This window comes from uncultured Campylobacter sp., from assembly GCF_938040115.1.
GTDB lineage: Bacteria > Campylobacterota > Campylobacteria > Campylobacterales > Campylobacteraceae > Campylobacter_A.
In genome coordinates this window covers 1-15,115 of record NZ_CALHXD010000016.1, presented here as the reverse complement: position 1 = coordinate 15,115, position 15,115 = coordinate 1, and the positions used below count along the sequence as shown (strand labels likewise).

The window sequence follows — 15,115 nt, the reverse complement described above, 5'->3', positions numbered from 1 at the left end:
TGAGATTTTCATTAGCTATTTGCCATCGTGCCGGGGCTATGCTCAAAGTCGCTTCTGCTTTCGAGCGGAACGGTCTTTTGCGTGAGGCAAAATGCGATAAGAAACGCAAGCAGCGCTGCATAAACCCACATAAAGCCGTCAAAGCCTAAAATTTGCATGCTAGCGCCCATTATCACGGACGAAAGAAGCGAGCCGAAAGAGTAACTAAAAAGCACGGCGCGACCTACTTCGATGCCTTGATTTTTGTGCTTTAAAACGTCGTTGGCGCGAGCGAGCGATAACGCGTAGAGACAAAAAGCGCCCGAGCCTAGAAAAAACGACAAAACGTACTGCGCGTAGATAGAGGGCTTAAGCGCCAAAAAACAAATAGCCGCAAATAGCGACACGCCCGCACAGCACATTATCGCGGGGCGGCGACCGAATTTATCCGAAAAACCGCCGATGAGAGAGTGGGCGATAAAGCCGCCCGCCATCGCGACGGTCATAAAAAACGAAACCTCCCTCGCGCCGTATCCTTGCAGCAGGATATAAACGCTAGCCATCGCAAAAAAGCCGTTTATGAGGATGCCCGCTACGATGCTGGTAATGAGCGCCAAAGGCACGAGCGCAAAGACCCTCGGGATCGAGACGCTCTTTTTTTCGGGGATAGGCGGCTCTTTGATGCGGATTAAATTTAAAGGAATACTCGAAAACAAAATAAACGCCGCGCTAAGCAAAAGCACGTGAGAAGTGGATAAATTTAGCGATAGCACGAGGATACCCAGCCCAAAACATACGTAAAACGTGATCTCGTAAAATGCCAGTACTCGCGAGCGCACTTCGTTTCTAGCGCGCGCGTTGAGCCAGCTTTCGATTATCATCAAGATCGAGTAGTAGCAAAATCCCAAACACCCGCGCAAAAACGCCCAAAAATAGAGATTTTGGCTAAGGTCGTGAAACATCGCCGCGATACCAAAAAGCGACGCAAATATCCCAAAGCTCCTGATATGGCCGACTTTTGAGACGATTTTATGCGAAAATATCGTAGCTATCATAGCTCCAACGAAAAATACCGCGATAACAAATCCCGTCTCTAGCTCGTCCGCGCCCATTTTTTTTAGCTCGACGCCCGCAGAGCTGATGATGAGGCCGTTTCCCACAAACAAAAACGCCATCCCTACAAATAGTGCAAACATCGATCTAATCGTTATTATCGAGCTATTTCTCATTGCTTTTTACTCCATATATCAAAGCGCCCGCGGGCATCGCCGCAAGCGCGATCAAAAACGCGGCGATATCAAGGTTGTCTTGTCTTTTTAGCGCCAAAAATCCGACGACCAAAACCGTATACGCGATCAGCCGAAAAGGCACGAAAGCGGTGAAATAGTTGGGCGAATTTTGCTTTAAATTACGCGCGAAATTTTGCTTTTTTGAGGGCTTAGTTTCGCTATTTTGATTTGATTCGTTTAAATTTAACTCGTTTGCCCGGCTTAAATTTGACTCGCTATTTTGATCTGCGCCGCTTAAATTTGGATCGTCAAATTTGCCCCGCACGGATTCGTTTTGTTCTGTTGCCGCGTCAAATTTAACCCGCTCGTTTTCGTCTTTTAAATTTAGCTGTGCGTCCGTTTTTGCGTAGTCCTCTAAATTTAACGCGTCCAAGCATTTAGCATCTTCGCGGTGCGGGTCATGCCCGTAAAATTTAGCCTCCGCGGGGCGATCGGGAAACTCCTCGTGATTTTCGCCCCATTCGTCTATGTCGTCCTCTGCGGAGGCGTCATAGTCTCGCACTCCGTTTTGCACGCGCTTTTTGTATGCTCTAAAGGTTGCGGCTAACACCAAAAGCGAGCCCGCAAAAGCAACATGCGAGCTATAAAACCACGCACGGCCAAATACTGCAGAGCCCAGCAACAACAAGGCCTCAAACGCGCCGTAAACGGCAAGGAGCCTAAAATTCACTCATCGTCCTCGTCGTCTTTCGCGGGTTTAAATTTACTCTCGTCTTTTAGCTGCTCAAGGCTTTTTATCTGCGTGTCGTAGGCCTTTTTGACATTTAGCGCGGCTGCGGCGATACCGACGGCTATGCCCGCAAACAGCGTCCACGTCCAGCCTGTTTCCTTCATCATCCAGTAGCCAAACCCAGCCCCGATAGCAAGCGCGACGACGATAGAAACGCCCAGACTTAGCTGCTCGGCTCCCTTTACGACGTCGCCTAAATTTATCTTCGCCATTAGGCAAATCCCCAGCTGTTTTTCATGCGTTCTTGTATCGCTTCGCGCTCTTTTCTGGCCTCTTTTAGACGCTCTTCTAGATCGGCGATCCTTGCTTTTACCTCGCGCATTTCTTCGTTTTCGCTCGCGTCTTGCGCGACTATCTCGGCAAAGCTCTCGTCTGCGGCTTTAATGGCAAATTTAATATCCTCTTCGCTCATCGCGTCGCAGATAAAGCCCGTCTCAAACTGGCTAGGCGCTAGATAGACGCCTTTTTTAAGCATTTTGGCGTGAAATTTAGCGTAAAGTTTGACGTCGCTTTTTAACGCATCGTCATAGTTTTTAACCTCGCTTGCGGTAAAGAAAAAGCCAAACATCGAGCCTCGCACCGTCGCTTGTAGTGCGATGCCGTGCTTCGCGGCGACGCTTTTTAGCCCGTGCACGAACAGTACGGCTAGTTTGTTTAGGCGGTCATAAAGATCATGATCAGCAAAAATTTTACTCAGGCTTGCGATGCCTGCGGCCATGGCTACTGGATTACCGCTTAGCGTGCCCGCCTGATACACCGCGCCTTCTGGGCTCAGGCAGTCCATGATAGCAGCCTTTCCGCCAAATGCCGCCGCAGGGCAGCCTCCGCCGATAACCTTACCAAAGGTCACGAGATCGGCCTCAATGCCATTAAATTCAAACGATCCGTGCCTGCTCGCGCGAAATCCGCTCATAACCTCGTCGAAAATCAGCACCGCGCCGTTTTGGTCGCAAAGGCGTCTAAGCTCGCTTAAAAACTCGTTATCAGCAGGCACCAGCCCCATGTTTCCCGCGATCGGCTCGATGATTAGCGCGCCGATTTTGCCAGGATTTGCCTCAAATATCGCTCGCACGCTTTCTATATCGTTGTAGCGCGCTAGATAGGTGTTTTTAACCACGTCCGCAGGCACACCGCCGCTAGATGCGTTGCCGTAGGTGGTCGCGCCGCTGCCTGCTTTTACCAAAAGCGCGTCGCTGTGCCCGTGATAGCAGCCTTCAAATTTTATCAGCCCGTCCTTACCGCTAAAGCCGCGCGCCACGCGGATAGCGCTCATAGTGGCCTCCGTGCCTGAGCTTACGAAGCGCACTTTTTCTACGTTTTTAAACTCGTCGCAGATTAGTTTGGCTAGCCTTGTTTCTAAATTTGACGGAGCGCCAAAGCTTAGTCCCTTTTTAGCCGTCGCTATCACCGCGCTTTCGATGTCGGGATCGCAGTGCCCGAAAATGAGCGGTCCCCAGCTCTGGATGAAGTCTAGATAGCGGTTACCCTCGATATCGACTAGATACGCGCCCTCGCCGCGCTCTACTATAAAAGGCTCGCCGCCTACGCTGCCAAACGCGCGAACGGGCGAATCTACGCCGCCCGGGATATATTTTTTAGCTAGCCCGAAAGCTTCTTTGTTAGTCATTTTTTATCCTTGTTGAAATTTATAACGTATTCGTAAAGCAAATTTATCTCTTCGTCGGTTAGAAAGTAGCTAGGCATCACGCTTTTTGCGCTTAGCACGCCCTCTTTAAACGTCTCAAAATCAAGATTGTTTATCCTTGGCGCTCTTAGCTCGTCGTCGATGACCTGCTTGGTTTTTTTATCGAAATGTCTATATTTTGATATGAGCGAGCCTTCGCCGCCGCTGCCGTGACACTTGTCGCAGCCGATGCCGCGCGGGTTTTGATAGAGCATCCTTGCGTATTCGTTTTTCGTGATAAAATCGCTCGCAAACGCCGCACCGTAAAGCAACCAAAAAATCAGCCAAATTTTCATAAATTCTTTCGCTTTTTCGTAAATTTAATCTAAAATTAGCTATCATACAATCTTTGCGATTAAAAAGTAATAAAGGACGAAAATGACGATATTAGACGGCAAAAACGTAAGTGCGCAAGTAAAAGAAAGAGTAAAAAACGAAGCGTTAAATTTGAAAAATCAAGGCATAGAGCCTGCGCTTGCGGTGATACTAGTCGGCGAGGATAAAGCCAGCCAAACCTACGTCGCGGCAAAAGAAAAAGCCTGCATAGCCTGCGATATAAAAAGCGTTATGCACCGCTTGCCAGAGTCTACGACTCAAAGCGAGCTAATCGCGCTAATAGACGTGTTAAATTTAGACGACGGTATCGACGGCATCCTAGTTCAGCTGCCGCTACCAAAGCATATAGATACGAATAAAATTTTAGAAACCATTAGTCCCGCAAAAGACGTGGACGGCTTTGCCGCGATAAACGTCGGCAAGCTAGCTAGCGGACTTGACGGGTTCGTACCGTGCACGCCGCTAGGCATAATGGAAATTTTTAAAGCCTACGATATAAATTTAGAGGGCAAAAACGCCGTCGTGATCGGACGCAGCAACATAGTAGGCAAACCGATGGCAAATCTACTACTAAACGCCAATGCGACCGTAACCGTGACGCATAGCAAAACGCGAAATTTAAAAGAAATTTGCGCGGACGCCGACATCCTAGTAGCCGCTATCGGCAGGGCCGATTTCGTAACGGCTGATATGGTAAAAGACGGCGCCGTCGTGATCGACGTAGGCATAAACCGCATGGACGACGGCAAGCTAAAAGGCGACGTCAAATTTGACGAGGTAGCGCCAAAATGCTCATTTATAACGCCCGTTCCAGGCGGCGTAGGTCCGATGACTATCGCGATGCTACTGTCAAACACCATAAAATCAGCCAAAAACCGCGCAAAAAAGGCATAAATTTTGAAAAAAGCGTTTAATAGATTTTTAGATTTTTCAAACAGCTGGACGGGCACTGTCATCATCGTCTTGCTCGTGATTTTCTTTGTCGCACAGGCCTTCGTGATACCGTCTGGTTCGATGAAGGACACGCTTTTAGTCGGCGATCATCTTTTTGTTAAAAAATTTAGTTACGGCATCTCGACTCCGCGCATTCCGTGGATCGAGGTCAAGGTTTTGCCAGATTTTAACAGCAACGGCCACCTCATCGAGGGCGCAAAACCGCAGCGCGGCGATATCGTGGTTTTTCGCTATCCGCACGATGAAAAGATCCACTACGTCAAGCGAAATTTCGCAGTCGGCGGCGATGAAGTGATTTTCACCGAAAAGGCACTATTTTTACACCCGCACGAGGGCGAGGAGTTTATAAAGGCAAATTTTGACGAAAAAGATATAGTAAAATTTGGCGGCAAGCTTTTCGTACGCGAGCCATATAAATTCGGCGGCATACACTACGACGAGAAGGTAAATTTATTTGAACTAGCCGTAAACTACCTAAACGCGAGCAAATTCGCCATGCAGCCCGTTATCGTAAACGAGCTACCCAGCGTAGGCAACTATCCGTTTAACGCATTTTATTTTCAGGTTCCAGAGGGCGAGTTTTTCATGATCGGCGATAACCGCGACCACTCGAACGACAGCCGCTTTTGGGGGCCCGTGGCCTATAAAAACATAGTTGGCAAGCCCTGGTTTGTCTACTTTAGCTGGGACGACGAATACAAAATCAGATGGAACAGAGTCGGCAAGAGCGTGGACTTTATACAAAACTCGCCTGAGCTGCTAGACGCCGCCAAAGCCGAAGCTAAAAACGACGGAAACAAGATCGAATGAACCTTGATAACATCGATTTCGCGCAGGTTGCGATCCTAGTCGCCGTGCTCGTTATCTCCGTCGTCGGACACGAGATCGCGCACGGATACGCGGCGTTTAAATTTGGCGACCTAACCGCCAAAAATTTGGGGCGGCTCAGCATAAATCCCATAAAACACGTCGATCCGCTAGGCACTATCGTCGTGCCCGCACTCATGTATCTTAGCACGGGAGTGACGTTTGGCTGGGCTAAACCCGTACCCATAAATTTACGCACGGTGCTTTATAACGGCGGCTACAAGGCTGCTATTATCGTCGCGCTTGCAGGTATCGCATACAACCTCGCTCTTTTTACGCTAGCGTTTTGCCTATTTAAATTTATAGGTTTTGACGGCTTTTTTAACGGCGCGGTAGCGGAGTTTATTTTTATGCTAGCAGCCGTAAATTTAGTTCTAGCTCTCTTTAACCTCTACCCTATCCCGCCTCTTGACGGCTCAAAGGCGCTTGAGTATCTTTTGCGCATTTTTGGGCTTCACGGCGTGGCAAACTGGCTAAATAGCATGCAAAGATACGGCTTTATCGCACTAGTCATCATTGTGATCTCGCCGCTAAAGGATTATTTTTTCGAGCCGATACGATATGCCGTCGCAATCATGAGGATGTTTTTGTAAACGGCAAATTTTAAAATTTAGCCTAAATTTCGCTCCTAAAGGCTCGCGGTGAAATTTTACTTTAATGCTTTTTTGCTATAATTAAGCATTTTTTAGCTTATGGAAATTTCATGAAAATAGACAAAATTTTTATCGCGAGCGACCACGCGGGCTTTGATCTTAAGGCGCAAATTTGCGGGCTTTTAAAAAACGAAGGTTTTGACGTATGCGATCTAGGAACGCATAGCAAAGATAGCGTCGATTATCCCGATTTTGCCGAGCTTATGGCGCAAAATTTACGAGGCGATAACGAATACGGCGTGCTAATCTGCGGTACGGGTATCGGCATCAGTATCGCGGCCAACCGCCATTCGCACGTTCGCTGCGCGCTTTGTCACGACGTCACCACGGCAAAACTAGCGCGCGAGCACAACGACGCAAACGTGCTAGCCATGGGCGCTAGAACGATAGGCGACGCCGTAGCTGCAGATATGATAAAAGCCTTTTTCGCTACCGAATTTGCCGGCGGCAGACACGAAAGGCGCGTGAAAAAACTAGGAGGCGAGAAATGACTGATTGGCTCGTACTTACCGTTTTGATATGCATTTGTATCTATCTCACCGTTATGGTGTTTTATTTTAAAACCTTGCTTAAAAAAGAGCGCGCGACGCGCGATTTTATGAAAAACAATCTCCAAGATACCGAAGTCGTCATCCGCAAGCTGCAAGTCCAGCTACAGCGTGGCCTGGGCAATATCGACATCCTCACCGACGAACTAAATAAAGTCAAAAACGATGCCAACGCCCTTCGCACCAGAAACTCACAGTACCGCCTGGAAAACGACAAACTCCGCCAGCGCATCCGCGAGCTAGAGGGCAAAATCGAAGCGCTACTATAAATCAAATTTAAAGGCAAAAAATGAAAGAACTAGACAAAGCGGGGAAGGAATTTTTATTAAATTCCATCCGCTGCATAAACGATTTTCCAAAACCGGGCATAGTATTTCGCGATATCACGACGCTACTGAATAATAAAGAGGCGTTTAATTTTTTAATGGATCATCTAGTTGCCAGATACGAGGGCGCCGATATCGACTTTATCGCCGGCATCGAGTCGCGCGGATTTATATTCGCAGCGGCCTTGGCAGCTAGGCTGCGGCTACCTTTCGTGCCGATTAGAAAGCCTAAAAAACTGCCCTACATCACGATCTCGCAAAAATACAGCCTAGAATACGGCGTAGACGAAGTGCAAATTCACGTCGATGCATTCGGCGAAAAAGCGGGCGCAAAAGTGCTTTTAATCGACGATCTAATCGCTACGGGAGGCACGGCCAAGGCTAGCGTCGAGCTAATCAATCAAACAAACGCCGTTTGCGTAGAGGCCTGCTTTTTGATCGATTTAAAGGATCTTGGCGGTAGCACAAATTTACGCCCGCTAACTAAAATTTACAGCATTTTGGAGCTATGATGGAAGAATTTTTCATAAAACTACTCATCGAGTACGGCTACATCATACTTTTCGTCTGGTGCATAATGGAAGGCGAAATGGCGCTCATAATGGCGGGCATCCTCTCTCATCAAACGCATATGCATATCGCGCCGGCCATCTTCGTAGCAGGTCTGGGCGGCTTTGTCGGCGATCAAATTTACTTTTATCTAGGCCGCTATAACAAAAAATATATCGCTAAAAAACTTCACACTCAGCGCCGTAAATTCGCCATCGCGCACATAATGCTGAAAAAATACGGCTGGCCGATCATTTTTATCCAGCGCTATATGTACGGCTTTCGCGTCATCATACCGATGACCATAGGCTTAACCGGATACAGTGCGAAAAAATACGCGCTCATCAATCTAATAAGCGCGTGGTGCTGGGCTGCGATCACGATAATCCCCGCATGGGTTTTAGGCGAGCACATACTTGATATCCTGCACAAAGCAAAAGAGCACTGGTACGTCGCCGTGCCGGTAGTAGCGCTATTTTTAGGCGCTTTGCTCTACGGCTTTAAGCGCATAGAAAATAAAATTTTAAACGATAGGAGACACAGAAGTGCAGTTTCAACTCACTAATAAAAAACTAAACGAGATCAAGGCCGATTTGGAGCTGATTTTCGTCGTAGATAAAAACCTAAAACATAAATTTATAAAAGACGAAAAGGCGTTTAAATTTGCCAACTACAAAGGCGAGAGCGTCTTGCTTTTGCTAGAAAGCGGCAGGATCTACGTCCCGCTTAGCAAGCTTGGCTACGACGAGCTTCGCATAGCTGCAGCAAAGGCCTACAACGCGGTAAAATCACTAAACGTCAAAAGCATTAAACTAGCCTCGTACATAGCAGGCTGCCAAAAAATGAGCTTTCAGGCTCTAACCGAAGGCTTTTTGCTAGGCGCTTACGAATTTAACAAATACAAAGAAAAAAAAGAAAAATACGCGCTAAAAGATATTATTTTTAGCAAGGAGGAGTATAACGACAAGGAGGTCCGCGAAAACGACGCACAGGACGGCTTTGCTCACGGCGAGATAATCGCTTCGGCGACAAATTTCACCAAAGACGTCGTAAACGAAATACCTGAAATCTACACTCCGCAAAAAATGGCCGAAGAGGCGCAAAATCTAGCTAAGTCTAGTCCAAATTTAAGCTGCAAAATTTACGACGAAAAATTCCTCGAAAAAGAAAAGATGAACGCATTTTTAGCGGTAAACAAAGCCAGCGTCCATCCGCCTCGCCTCATCCACCTCATCTACAAGCCAAAAGGCGCGAAAAAACGCGTAATCTTCGTCGGCAAGGGGCTTACTTACGATAGCGGCGGACTTAGCTTAAAGCCGGCTGATTATATGCTAACGATGAAAGCCGACAAAAGCGGCGCGGCTGCGGCGATGGGTATAATTAAAGGCGCGGCGGAGCTAAATTTGCCGTTTGAAATTCACGCTATTTTAGGCGCGACCGAAAATATGATCGGCGGCAACGCCTATAAACCAGACGACGTGCTGATATCTCGCAGCGGCGTTAGCATCGAGGTGAGAAACACCGACGCCGAGGGTCGTTTGGTACTCGCAGACTGCCTTAGCTACGCGCAGGATTTTAAGCCCGATATCCTCATCGACATGGCGACGCTAACGGGCGCTTGCGTGGTCGGACTTGGCGAATACACTAGCGGCATAATGGGCAATAACGAGGAGCTAAAGGCCGAATTTAAAGCAAAAGCGGCAAAGAGTGGCGAGCTAAATACGATTTTGGAGTTTAACCCGCACTTGCGCGAACTGATCAAAAGCCAGATCGCAGACGTCAGCAACACGGGATCTAGCCGTTACGGCGGCGCGATCACGGCGGGACTTTTCCTAGACAAATTTATAAAAGACGAATTTAAAGACAAGTGGATACACCAAGATATCGCGGGTCCCGCATACACCGAAAAAGCTTGGGGATACAACCAGGCTGGCGCGACGGGAGCTGGCGTGCGAATGAATCTTTATTATCTATGCGCTATGGCAAAGGAGCTGTAATGGGACTAGCAGTAGGTATCGTAGGCTTGCCAAACGTCGGCAAATCAACCACATTTAACGCTCTAACAAAAGCGCAAAACGCCGAGAGCGCGAACTATCCGTTCTGCACGATCGAGCCCAATAAAGCCGTCGTACCGGTGCCAGATAAGCGCCTAGGCGAGCTAGCCAAAATCGTAAATCCAAATAAAATCCAATACTCCACGATCGAATTTGTCGATATCGCGGGACTCGTAAAGGGTGCAAGTGCGGGCGAAGGTCTGGGAAATAAATTTCTCTCAAATATCCGCGAAACCGAAGTGATTTTACACATCGTGCGCTGCTTTGAGGATGAAAACATCACTCACGTAGAAGGCGGCGTCGATCCCGTTAGGGACGTCGAGATCATCGAGACCGAGCTCATCCTCGCCGACATCGAGCAGCTAAACAAAAAAATAGAACGTCTATCCCGCGAAGCCAAAGCAAACGCAAAGGGCGCGAAAGAGACGCTAGAGACGGCAAATGCGTTGCTAGCTCACCTAAATGACGGCAAAAGCGCGAGTAGCTTCATCGGCAAGGACGACGACGCGTTTATAAATTTAAACAAAGAGCTAAGGCTACTCAGCGCAAAAGAGGTCGTCTACGGCGCAAATGTGGGTGAGGACGGCATCTCGGAGGATAATAAATACGTACAGGCGCTCCGTGAGTTTGCCGCGCGCTCGGGACATGAAGTTATCAAGCTTTGCGCCAAGATCGAAGAGGAGCTCGTGGGGCTTAGCGACGAAGAGGCGCATGAGTTTTTAAGCTCGCTCGGCACGAACGAGAGCGGCCTAGAAAAGATCATCAAAACGGCGTTTGCAAAGCTAAATTTGATCAGCTACTTTACTGCTGGCGTCGTCGAGGTGCGCGCATGGACGATCGTAAAAGGCTGGAAAGCGCCAAAAGCCGCCAGCGTCATACACAATGACTTTGAGCGAGGATTTATCAGAGCCGAGGTTATCAGCTACGAGGACTACATCGCGTGCGGCGGCGAAAATCCGGCAAAAGAAGCAGGCAAAATGCGCCTAGAGGGTAAAGACTACGTCGTTCAAGACGGCGACGTGATGCATTTTAGATTTAACGTCTAAGTCGCAAAATCGGTCAAATTTGGCTTTATAGCCGAGTGGTTTTTGGCTAAATTTGACCGCCATCTGTTTTATGCCGTGCGGCCATGAACCCAAATATTGGCAAAATAAATTTGACGCCTTTTGTGCCGACACTGCGCCGCAAAATTTATTTTAGCCCTTAAGAGCGCGGTTAAATTTAGCTCGGAGCGGTTTTGCCGCTCAAATTTGACTCGGCGCTAAATTTAAGGAAAAAATTTGAAAAAGATCATAGCCGTTTGCGTAACCGCGCCAAATTTACTCCACACCCAAATAATTTTAAAGAATGCCAATGTCGCGCAGTTTTAGTATATCGTCGGCAACACAAGACGCAACAACCTACCCATCCGATACAAACAGGACTGTGGCATACAAAGAAGCAAAATAGGTCAAATTTGAAAAACATAACTGTTAAAATTTAACAAAGGAGCGCAATGTTAAAACCCGTCTTACTGCTACTTTTTGCGCTAAATTTCGCTCTCGCAAATTTGACTGACGAAGCTCAAGCGGCCTATGACGCGGATGATGAACAAAAAGCGGCTCAAATTTGGCAAAAAGCGTGCGAAGCAGGCGAGACGCGCGGCTGCGTAAGGCTTGGGTTTTTATACCATAGCGGCAAAGGCGTGAAGCAAGACGACGTAAAAGCCGGCAAATTTTATGAAAAAGCCTGCGACGCTGGCAAACTATCAGGCTGCGATAGCCTAGCCTCGCTATACCAAAACAGCGGCGAACACGCCAAAGCCGCCGCGATTTTTGAGCGAGCCTGCGAAAAAGGATTTGGTTTAAGCTGCTATAATCTAGCTCAAATTTACGAAGCGGGCCTCGGTGTCGCGTCGGATGAAAGCAAGGCGCTAGACCTCTACGTAAAAGCCTGCGAGCGCGGATACGCGGTAGTTTGCTACTATCTAGGCGGCATGTACGCGGACGGCGCAATGGGCAAAAACGACGAAGCCGCGAAAAACTCGAAAAACGCGCTCAAATTTTACTCGCTTGCGTGCGATGGTAAAATTTACGAAGCGTGCGAGGCTTTGGGTAGGCTTTACGAGGACTGCGAGGCGGGTTTTGCGCAGGATATCAAGGCCGCTAGATCCTACTACGACAAGGCCTGCGCCGTAAATGCCTACAAATGCAGCGGCAGCGAGCGTCTGGACGAGCTATACGGCGGCTGGGCGCAGTATCAAAGCGGACAGTTTGAGGCGGCCTACGAGCTAGGCAAAGAGTCGTGCAGCAGAGGCGTAGCAAACGGTTGCGCAGTACTAGGAGTGCTCTACGCAAAGGGGCTCGTCGGAGCGCGGCAAGATAGCGAGCAGGCGGTCAAATTTCGCGAGAAAGCCTGCGAAGGCGGATTTGGAGCTTCTTGCGCCGAGCTTGGCGAGATGTTTTTTCAAGGGCGCAGTGCAAAAAAGGACGTTTCTCGCGCGCTGGAGCTTTTTGAAAAAGCCTGCCTACTTTGGCGGCTGGATGCTTGCGAGAGCCTAGCGGACGCGTATTTTGAGGGATCAGACGTGCCGCAAGATATAGCAAAAGCCTTTAACTTTTACGGGATCGCCTGCTACAACGGGCTAAAACCGGCCTGCACGAACCTAGGCGCGATCTACGAAAAAGGCATAGGCGAAGTGGTAAAAGCGGACGCCAGTGAGGCTGCGAGCCTTTTTAGCGAGGCTTGCGAGGCGGACGACGCGCGCGGGTGCATAAATCTAGCGCGCCGCCTTGAGCACAGCGACAAAAAACAAGCCGCCGCGCTACGCCAAAAGGCGCAAAAGCTGCACGAAAAAGAGTGCAAGGCGGGGCTAGCTAAAAAGTGCATGGAGTTTAAAAAATCAACTAACAAAGGAGAAAAATATGAGTTTTAAAAAAGTTTCGTTTGCCGCCGTTGCGGCCGTTTGTCTATTTTTAGGCGGCTGCACCCAGCCTAGAACCACGCAGATAGAGCTGCCAAAAAGCGCGCTAGATAGCGTAAATCTACCAAACGAAGTAGCCATAGACGGCGAAAAATTCGTCTTAAAGCAAAAAAACGCAAGAACGGCTGAGTTTTATCTACCAAACGAAAAAGTGGGCTTTAAATGGACCAAGCTAGTAAGCGTCACCGTCGATGAAAACGCCGATATCAACGAATACCAAAGGACCTTTATGACCGCGTTAAAAAGCGGACAGTTCGGCAAAGCGGAGTATGATTTTAAGTCTATAAACGATAAAGAGTATCAAGCTTACACGATCTACTATCCGATCGCGGGCAACCCCGATTTTGACAACTACGAGATCAATCTAATCCACGTCAAGAGCCTTAACTGCGGGCTTAGAGTCACGCACTACGCGCTAAAGTTTCTAAATATCGCCGATAGAAGCAAATTTCACACGCTAATCAAGCAAAAAATGCCGATATTTTTAGCGCAGATGCCGCAAGTCGAGTGTAAATAATTTTACTTTCGGGCGCTATTTTAGCCGCCGCTAAATTTAGCGCCATTTTTTTGCGGACTAATTTTAAAATTTAGCCCGCAAACTACGATAAATTTGACGCTTTGCTTGCGCGGACGGTCAAATTTGACGAGCGTAACGGCTATAAATTTAATGCCACTTTTGATTTTCGGCAGTAAATTTTATGATTCATGCTTGCTTGCTAACGGCTGAGGCAAAAACTACCCAAAGGAAAAATATGTAAAACGGCGGACTGGCGGTATATTTTGGAGAAAATTTGGCGCAAATTTTATCGCAAAAGATAAAGGCAGTTTATCCTAAATTTGACGCGCAGAGCTACTGCGGGCAAATCGCGGAGAGCGCGCCGAGTCTCGGCTATTCGCAAAGGATTTTGGCGCACGCAAACGCGCTAAATGAACTTTTGCCGCCGGACTTTAGGCGCGCGGCGGAGATTTTGGTCGCGATTTTAGGCGAAGAAAACCCGAACGAAACGGGCATGTTTAAGCACTTTTACTGGACTTTGCCGCTGGCAAAATACGTCGAAATTTACGGCATAGACGACTTTGAAACCTCGATGAGCGCGATCGCCGAGATCACAAAGCGCGGCACGGGCGAGTACGCGGTGCGCGCCTTTATCAAAAAATATCCGCAAGACTCGCTAAAAACCATGACGCAGTGGGCGCGCTCGTCAAATTTCCACCTGCGCAGGCTAGCGTCAGAAGGCCTACGACCAAAGCTGCCGTGGGCTAGCAAGCTGGAGCTTTTCATCAGCGACCCAAGCCCGGTTTTTGCGGTGCTGGAGATACTCAAAGAGGACGAGGTGCGCTTCGTGCAGCGCTCGGTCGCAAACAACGTCGCGGACTATCTAAAGGTAAATTTCGCCGCCGCAAAAGAGCTGCTCGTGCGCTGGCAAAGCTCGCAAAACAAAAACACGCAGCAAATCATCCGTCACGCGACGAGGAAGATAAAAATTTAGCTTTCGCGTTCGGTATTAAATTTCAAATGCGGTGCGTAAATTTACGCTAAAATTTAACGAAAATCGGTGCGGTCTGCCCGCAAAATTCAGGAAAGGATAATTATGATTTTAGCTTCAAACTACGACGAGATCGACTTTGACGCGCTTTATAAGGCGCAAAAAGCAAAAAGCTCATTCGGCAAAAAACTGGCCGAGCATTGGGACAAAAAGGCTCCGAGCTTCAACGAGGGCGTGATGAAAAGCGCCTACGCGCAAGAATTTATAGATAAGGTCGATTTTACGGACGTCTCTACGCTGCTTGACTTTGCGTGCGGTGCGGGCGCGTTAAGCTTGCTGGCGGCGAAAAAAGCGGATCAAATTTACGGCTACGACTTTTCGCCTAAGATGTTAGAGTTTGCCAGGCAAAACGCTCAAATTTACGGCGCGCAAAACGTTAAATTTGCGCAAAAAGCCTTTGAGGACGACTGGTCGGACGTGCCTGAGTGCGACGTGGTTTTGGCCTCGCGCTGCCTTGAGGTGGACGATCTAAAAGCCGCGCTTAGCAAGCTTCTTTCAAAGACTAAAAAATCGCTTTATATCACGTTTAAGGTTGGCGGTAGCTTTGTAGACGGCGAAATTTTAGATGCGATAGGGCGCAAGGTGGAGCAAAAGCCCGACTTCGTCTATCTTTTAAACATCTTGTTTCAAATGGGCT

Annotated in this window: 18 protein-coding genes; 13 read left to right on the top strand and 5 right to left on the bottom strand. The window is 48.3% G+C overall.

Annotated elements, in window-relative coordinates; translation table 11 throughout:
- Positions 1-11: 11 nt before the first annotated feature.
- The 5 genes from Q0314_RS00735 to Q0314_RS00715 are packed head-to-tail and all read right to left on the bottom strand — an operon-like array spanning position 12 to position 3,978.
- On the bottom strand, positions 12-1,208 hold the full coding sequence (locus Q0314_RS00735) for an MFS transporter (RefSeq protein ID WP_298055410.1): 1,197 nt from the start codon (positions 1,206-1,208) through the stop codon (positions 12-14).
- Positions 1,198-1,938: a potassium transporter TrkA gene (locus Q0314_RS00730; protein ID WP_298055408.1), complete on the bottom strand. Its 741-nt coding sequence runs from the start codon at positions 1,936-1,938 to the stop codon at positions 1,198-1,200. The genes Q0314_RS00735 and Q0314_RS00730 overlap by 11 nt, the downstream gene beginning before the upstream one ends.
- Positions 1,935-2,210 (bottom strand): AtpZ/AtpI family protein, encoded by a 276-nt coding sequence (locus Q0314_RS00725; RefSeq protein ID WP_298055406.1) that lies wholly within the window; start codon positions 2,208-2,210, stop codon positions 1,935-1,937. Before Q0314_RS00725 ends, Q0314_RS00730 begins: the two co-directional genes overlap by 4 nt.
- Positions 2,210-3,625, bottom strand: a complete 1,416-nt coding sequence (gene hemL / locus Q0314_RS00720) for a glutamate-1-semialdehyde 2,1-aminomutase (protein WP_298055403.1) — start codon at positions 3,623-3,625, stop codon at positions 2,210-2,212. The genes Q0314_RS00725 and hemL overlap by 1 nt, the downstream gene beginning before the upstream one ends.
- Entirely contained in the window at positions 3,622-3,978 is a 357-nt protein-coding gene (locus Q0314_RS00715; protein WP_122866851.1) for a c-type cytochrome, read from the bottom strand. Before Q0314_RS00715 ends, hemL begins: the two co-directional genes overlap by 4 nt.
- An 82-nt stretch (positions 3,979-4,060) precedes the next feature.
- On the opposite strand from Q0314_RS00715, the gene folD reads away from it, so the two are divergent.
- The 13 genes from folD to Q0314_RS00650 all read left to right on the top strand — a co-directional run.
- On the top strand, positions 4,061-4,912 hold the full coding sequence (gene folD / locus Q0314_RS00710) for a bifunctional methylenetetrahydrofolate dehydrogenase/methenyltetrahydrofolate cyclohydrolase FolD (RefSeq protein ID WP_298055401.1): 852 nt from the start codon (positions 4,061-4,063) through the stop codon (positions 4,910-4,912).
- Positions 4,913-4,915: 3 nt separating this feature from the next.
- Positions 4,916-5,782, top strand: coding sequence for a signal peptidase I (lepB, locus tag Q0314_RS00705; protein WP_009493795.1), 867 nt, complete (start codon positions 4,916-4,918; stop codon positions 5,780-5,782).
- Positions 5,779-6,432, top strand: coding sequence for a site-2 protease family protein (locus tag Q0314_RS00700; RefSeq protein WP_298055396.1), 654 nt, complete (start codon positions 5,779-5,781; stop codon positions 6,430-6,432). Before lepB ends, Q0314_RS00700 begins: the two co-directional genes overlap by 4 nt.
- 110 nt (positions 6,433-6,542) lie before the next feature.
- Positions 6,543-6,983, top strand: a complete 441-nt coding sequence (rpiB, locus tag Q0314_RS00695; RefSeq protein WP_298055391.1) for a ribose 5-phosphate isomerase B — start codon at positions 6,543-6,545, stop codon at positions 6,981-6,983.
- Positions 6,980-7,309 carry a protein-export membrane protein gene (locus tag Q0314_RS00690; protein WP_002953464.1) on the top strand — a complete coding sequence of 110 codons (330 nt, stop codon included), beginning with the start codon at positions 6,980-6,982 and terminating at the stop codon, positions 7,307-7,309. The genes rpiB and Q0314_RS00690 overlap by 4 nt, the downstream gene beginning before the upstream one ends.
- Before the next feature lie 20 nt (positions 7,310-7,329).
- A complete protein-coding gene (gene apt / locus Q0314_RS00685) occupies positions 7,330-7,878 on the top strand; it encodes an adenine phosphoribosyltransferase (RefSeq protein WP_298055388.1) in 549 nt (182 codons plus the stop codon).
- Positions 7,878-8,480 carry a DedA family protein gene (locus Q0314_RS00680; RefSeq protein WP_298055386.1) on the top strand — a complete coding sequence of 201 codons (603 nt, stop codon included), beginning with the start codon at positions 7,878-7,880 and terminating at the stop codon, positions 8,478-8,480. Before apt ends, Q0314_RS00680 begins: the two co-directional genes overlap by 1 nt.
- Positions 8,461-9,912 carry a leucyl aminopeptidase gene (locus Q0314_RS00675; protein WP_298055384.1) on the top strand — a complete coding sequence of 484 codons (1,452 nt, stop codon included), beginning with the start codon at positions 8,461-8,463 and terminating at the stop codon, positions 9,910-9,912. Before Q0314_RS00680 ends, Q0314_RS00675 begins: the two co-directional genes overlap by 20 nt.
- Positions 9,912-11,015 carry a redox-regulated ATPase YchF gene (ychF, locus tag Q0314_RS00670; protein ID WP_298055382.1) on the top strand — a complete coding sequence of 368 codons (1,104 nt, stop codon included), beginning with the start codon at positions 9,912-9,914 and terminating at the stop codon, positions 11,013-11,015. The genes Q0314_RS00675 and ychF overlap by 1 nt, the downstream gene beginning before the upstream one ends.
- A 449-nt stretch (positions 11,016-11,464) precedes the next feature.
- Entirely contained in the window at positions 11,465-12,883 is a 1,419-nt protein-coding gene (locus Q0314_RS00665) for a tetratricopeptide repeat protein (RefSeq protein WP_298055380.1), read from the top strand.
- Positions 12,873-13,448 carry a hypothetical protein gene (locus tag Q0314_RS00660; protein ID WP_185898552.1) on the top strand — a complete coding sequence of 192 codons (576 nt, stop codon included), beginning with the start codon at positions 12,873-12,875 and terminating at the stop codon, positions 13,446-13,448. The genes Q0314_RS00665 and Q0314_RS00660 overlap by 11 nt, the downstream gene beginning before the upstream one ends.
- Positions 13,449-13,722: 274 nt before the next feature.
- Positions 13,723-14,421: a DNA alkylation repair protein gene (locus Q0314_RS00655; RefSeq protein ID WP_298055377.1), complete on the top strand. Its 699-nt coding sequence runs from the start codon at positions 13,723-13,725 to the stop codon at positions 14,419-14,421.
- Between the two features lie 102 nt (positions 14,422-14,523).
- Positions 14,524-15,115 (top strand): class I SAM-dependent methyltransferase (locus Q0314_RS00650; protein WP_298055376.1); only part of this gene is annotated, 592 nt, incomplete at its 3' end.

Coding starts and splice junctions, on each gene's coding strand:
- Q0314_RS00735 (WP_298055410.1), bottom strand. CDS start 1,208: ATGAGAAATAGCTCGATAATAACGATTAGATCGATGTTTGCACTATTT.
- Q0314_RS00725 (WP_298055406.1), bottom strand. CDS start 2,210: ATGGCGAAGATAAATTTAGGCGACGTCGTAAAGGGAGCCGAGCAGCTA.
- hemL (WP_298055403.1), bottom strand. CDS start 3,625: ATGACTAACAAAGAAGCTTTCGGGCTAGCTAAAAAATATATCCCGGGC.
- Q0314_RS00715 (WP_122866851.1), bottom strand. CDS start 3,978: ATGAAAATTTGGCTGATTTTTTGGTTGCTTTACGGTGCGGCGTTTGCG.
- folD (WP_298055401.1), top strand. CDS start 4,061: ATGACGATATTAGACGGCAAAAACGTAAGTGCGCAAGTAAAAGAAAGA.
- Q0314_RS00700 (WP_298055396.1), top strand. CDS start 5,779: ATGAACCTTGATAACATCGATTTCGCGCAGGTTGCGATCCTAGTCGCC.
- rpiB (WP_298055391.1), top strand. CDS start 6,543: ATGAAAATAGACAAAATTTTTATCGCGAGCGACCACGCGGGCTTTGAT.
- Q0314_RS00690 (WP_002953464.1), top strand. CDS start 6,980: ATGACTGATTGGCTCGTACTTACCGTTTTGATATGCATTTGTATCTAT.
- apt (WP_298055388.1), top strand. CDS start 7,330: ATGAAAGAACTAGACAAAGCGGGGAAGGAATTTTTATTAAATTCCATC.
- Q0314_RS00680 (WP_298055386.1), top strand. CDS start 7,878: ATGGAAGAATTTTTCATAAAACTACTCATCGAGTACGGCTACATCATA.
- ychF (WP_298055382.1), top strand. CDS start 9,912: ATGGGACTAGCAGTAGGTATCGTAGGCTTGCCAAACGTCGGCAAATCA.
- Q0314_RS00665 (WP_298055380.1), top strand. CDS start 11,465: ATGTTAAAACCCGTCTTACTGCTACTTTTTGCGCTAAATTTCGCTCTC.
- Q0314_RS00660 (WP_185898552.1), top strand. CDS start 12,873: ATGAGTTTTAAAAAAGTTTCGTTTGCCGCCGTTGCGGCCGTTTGTCTA.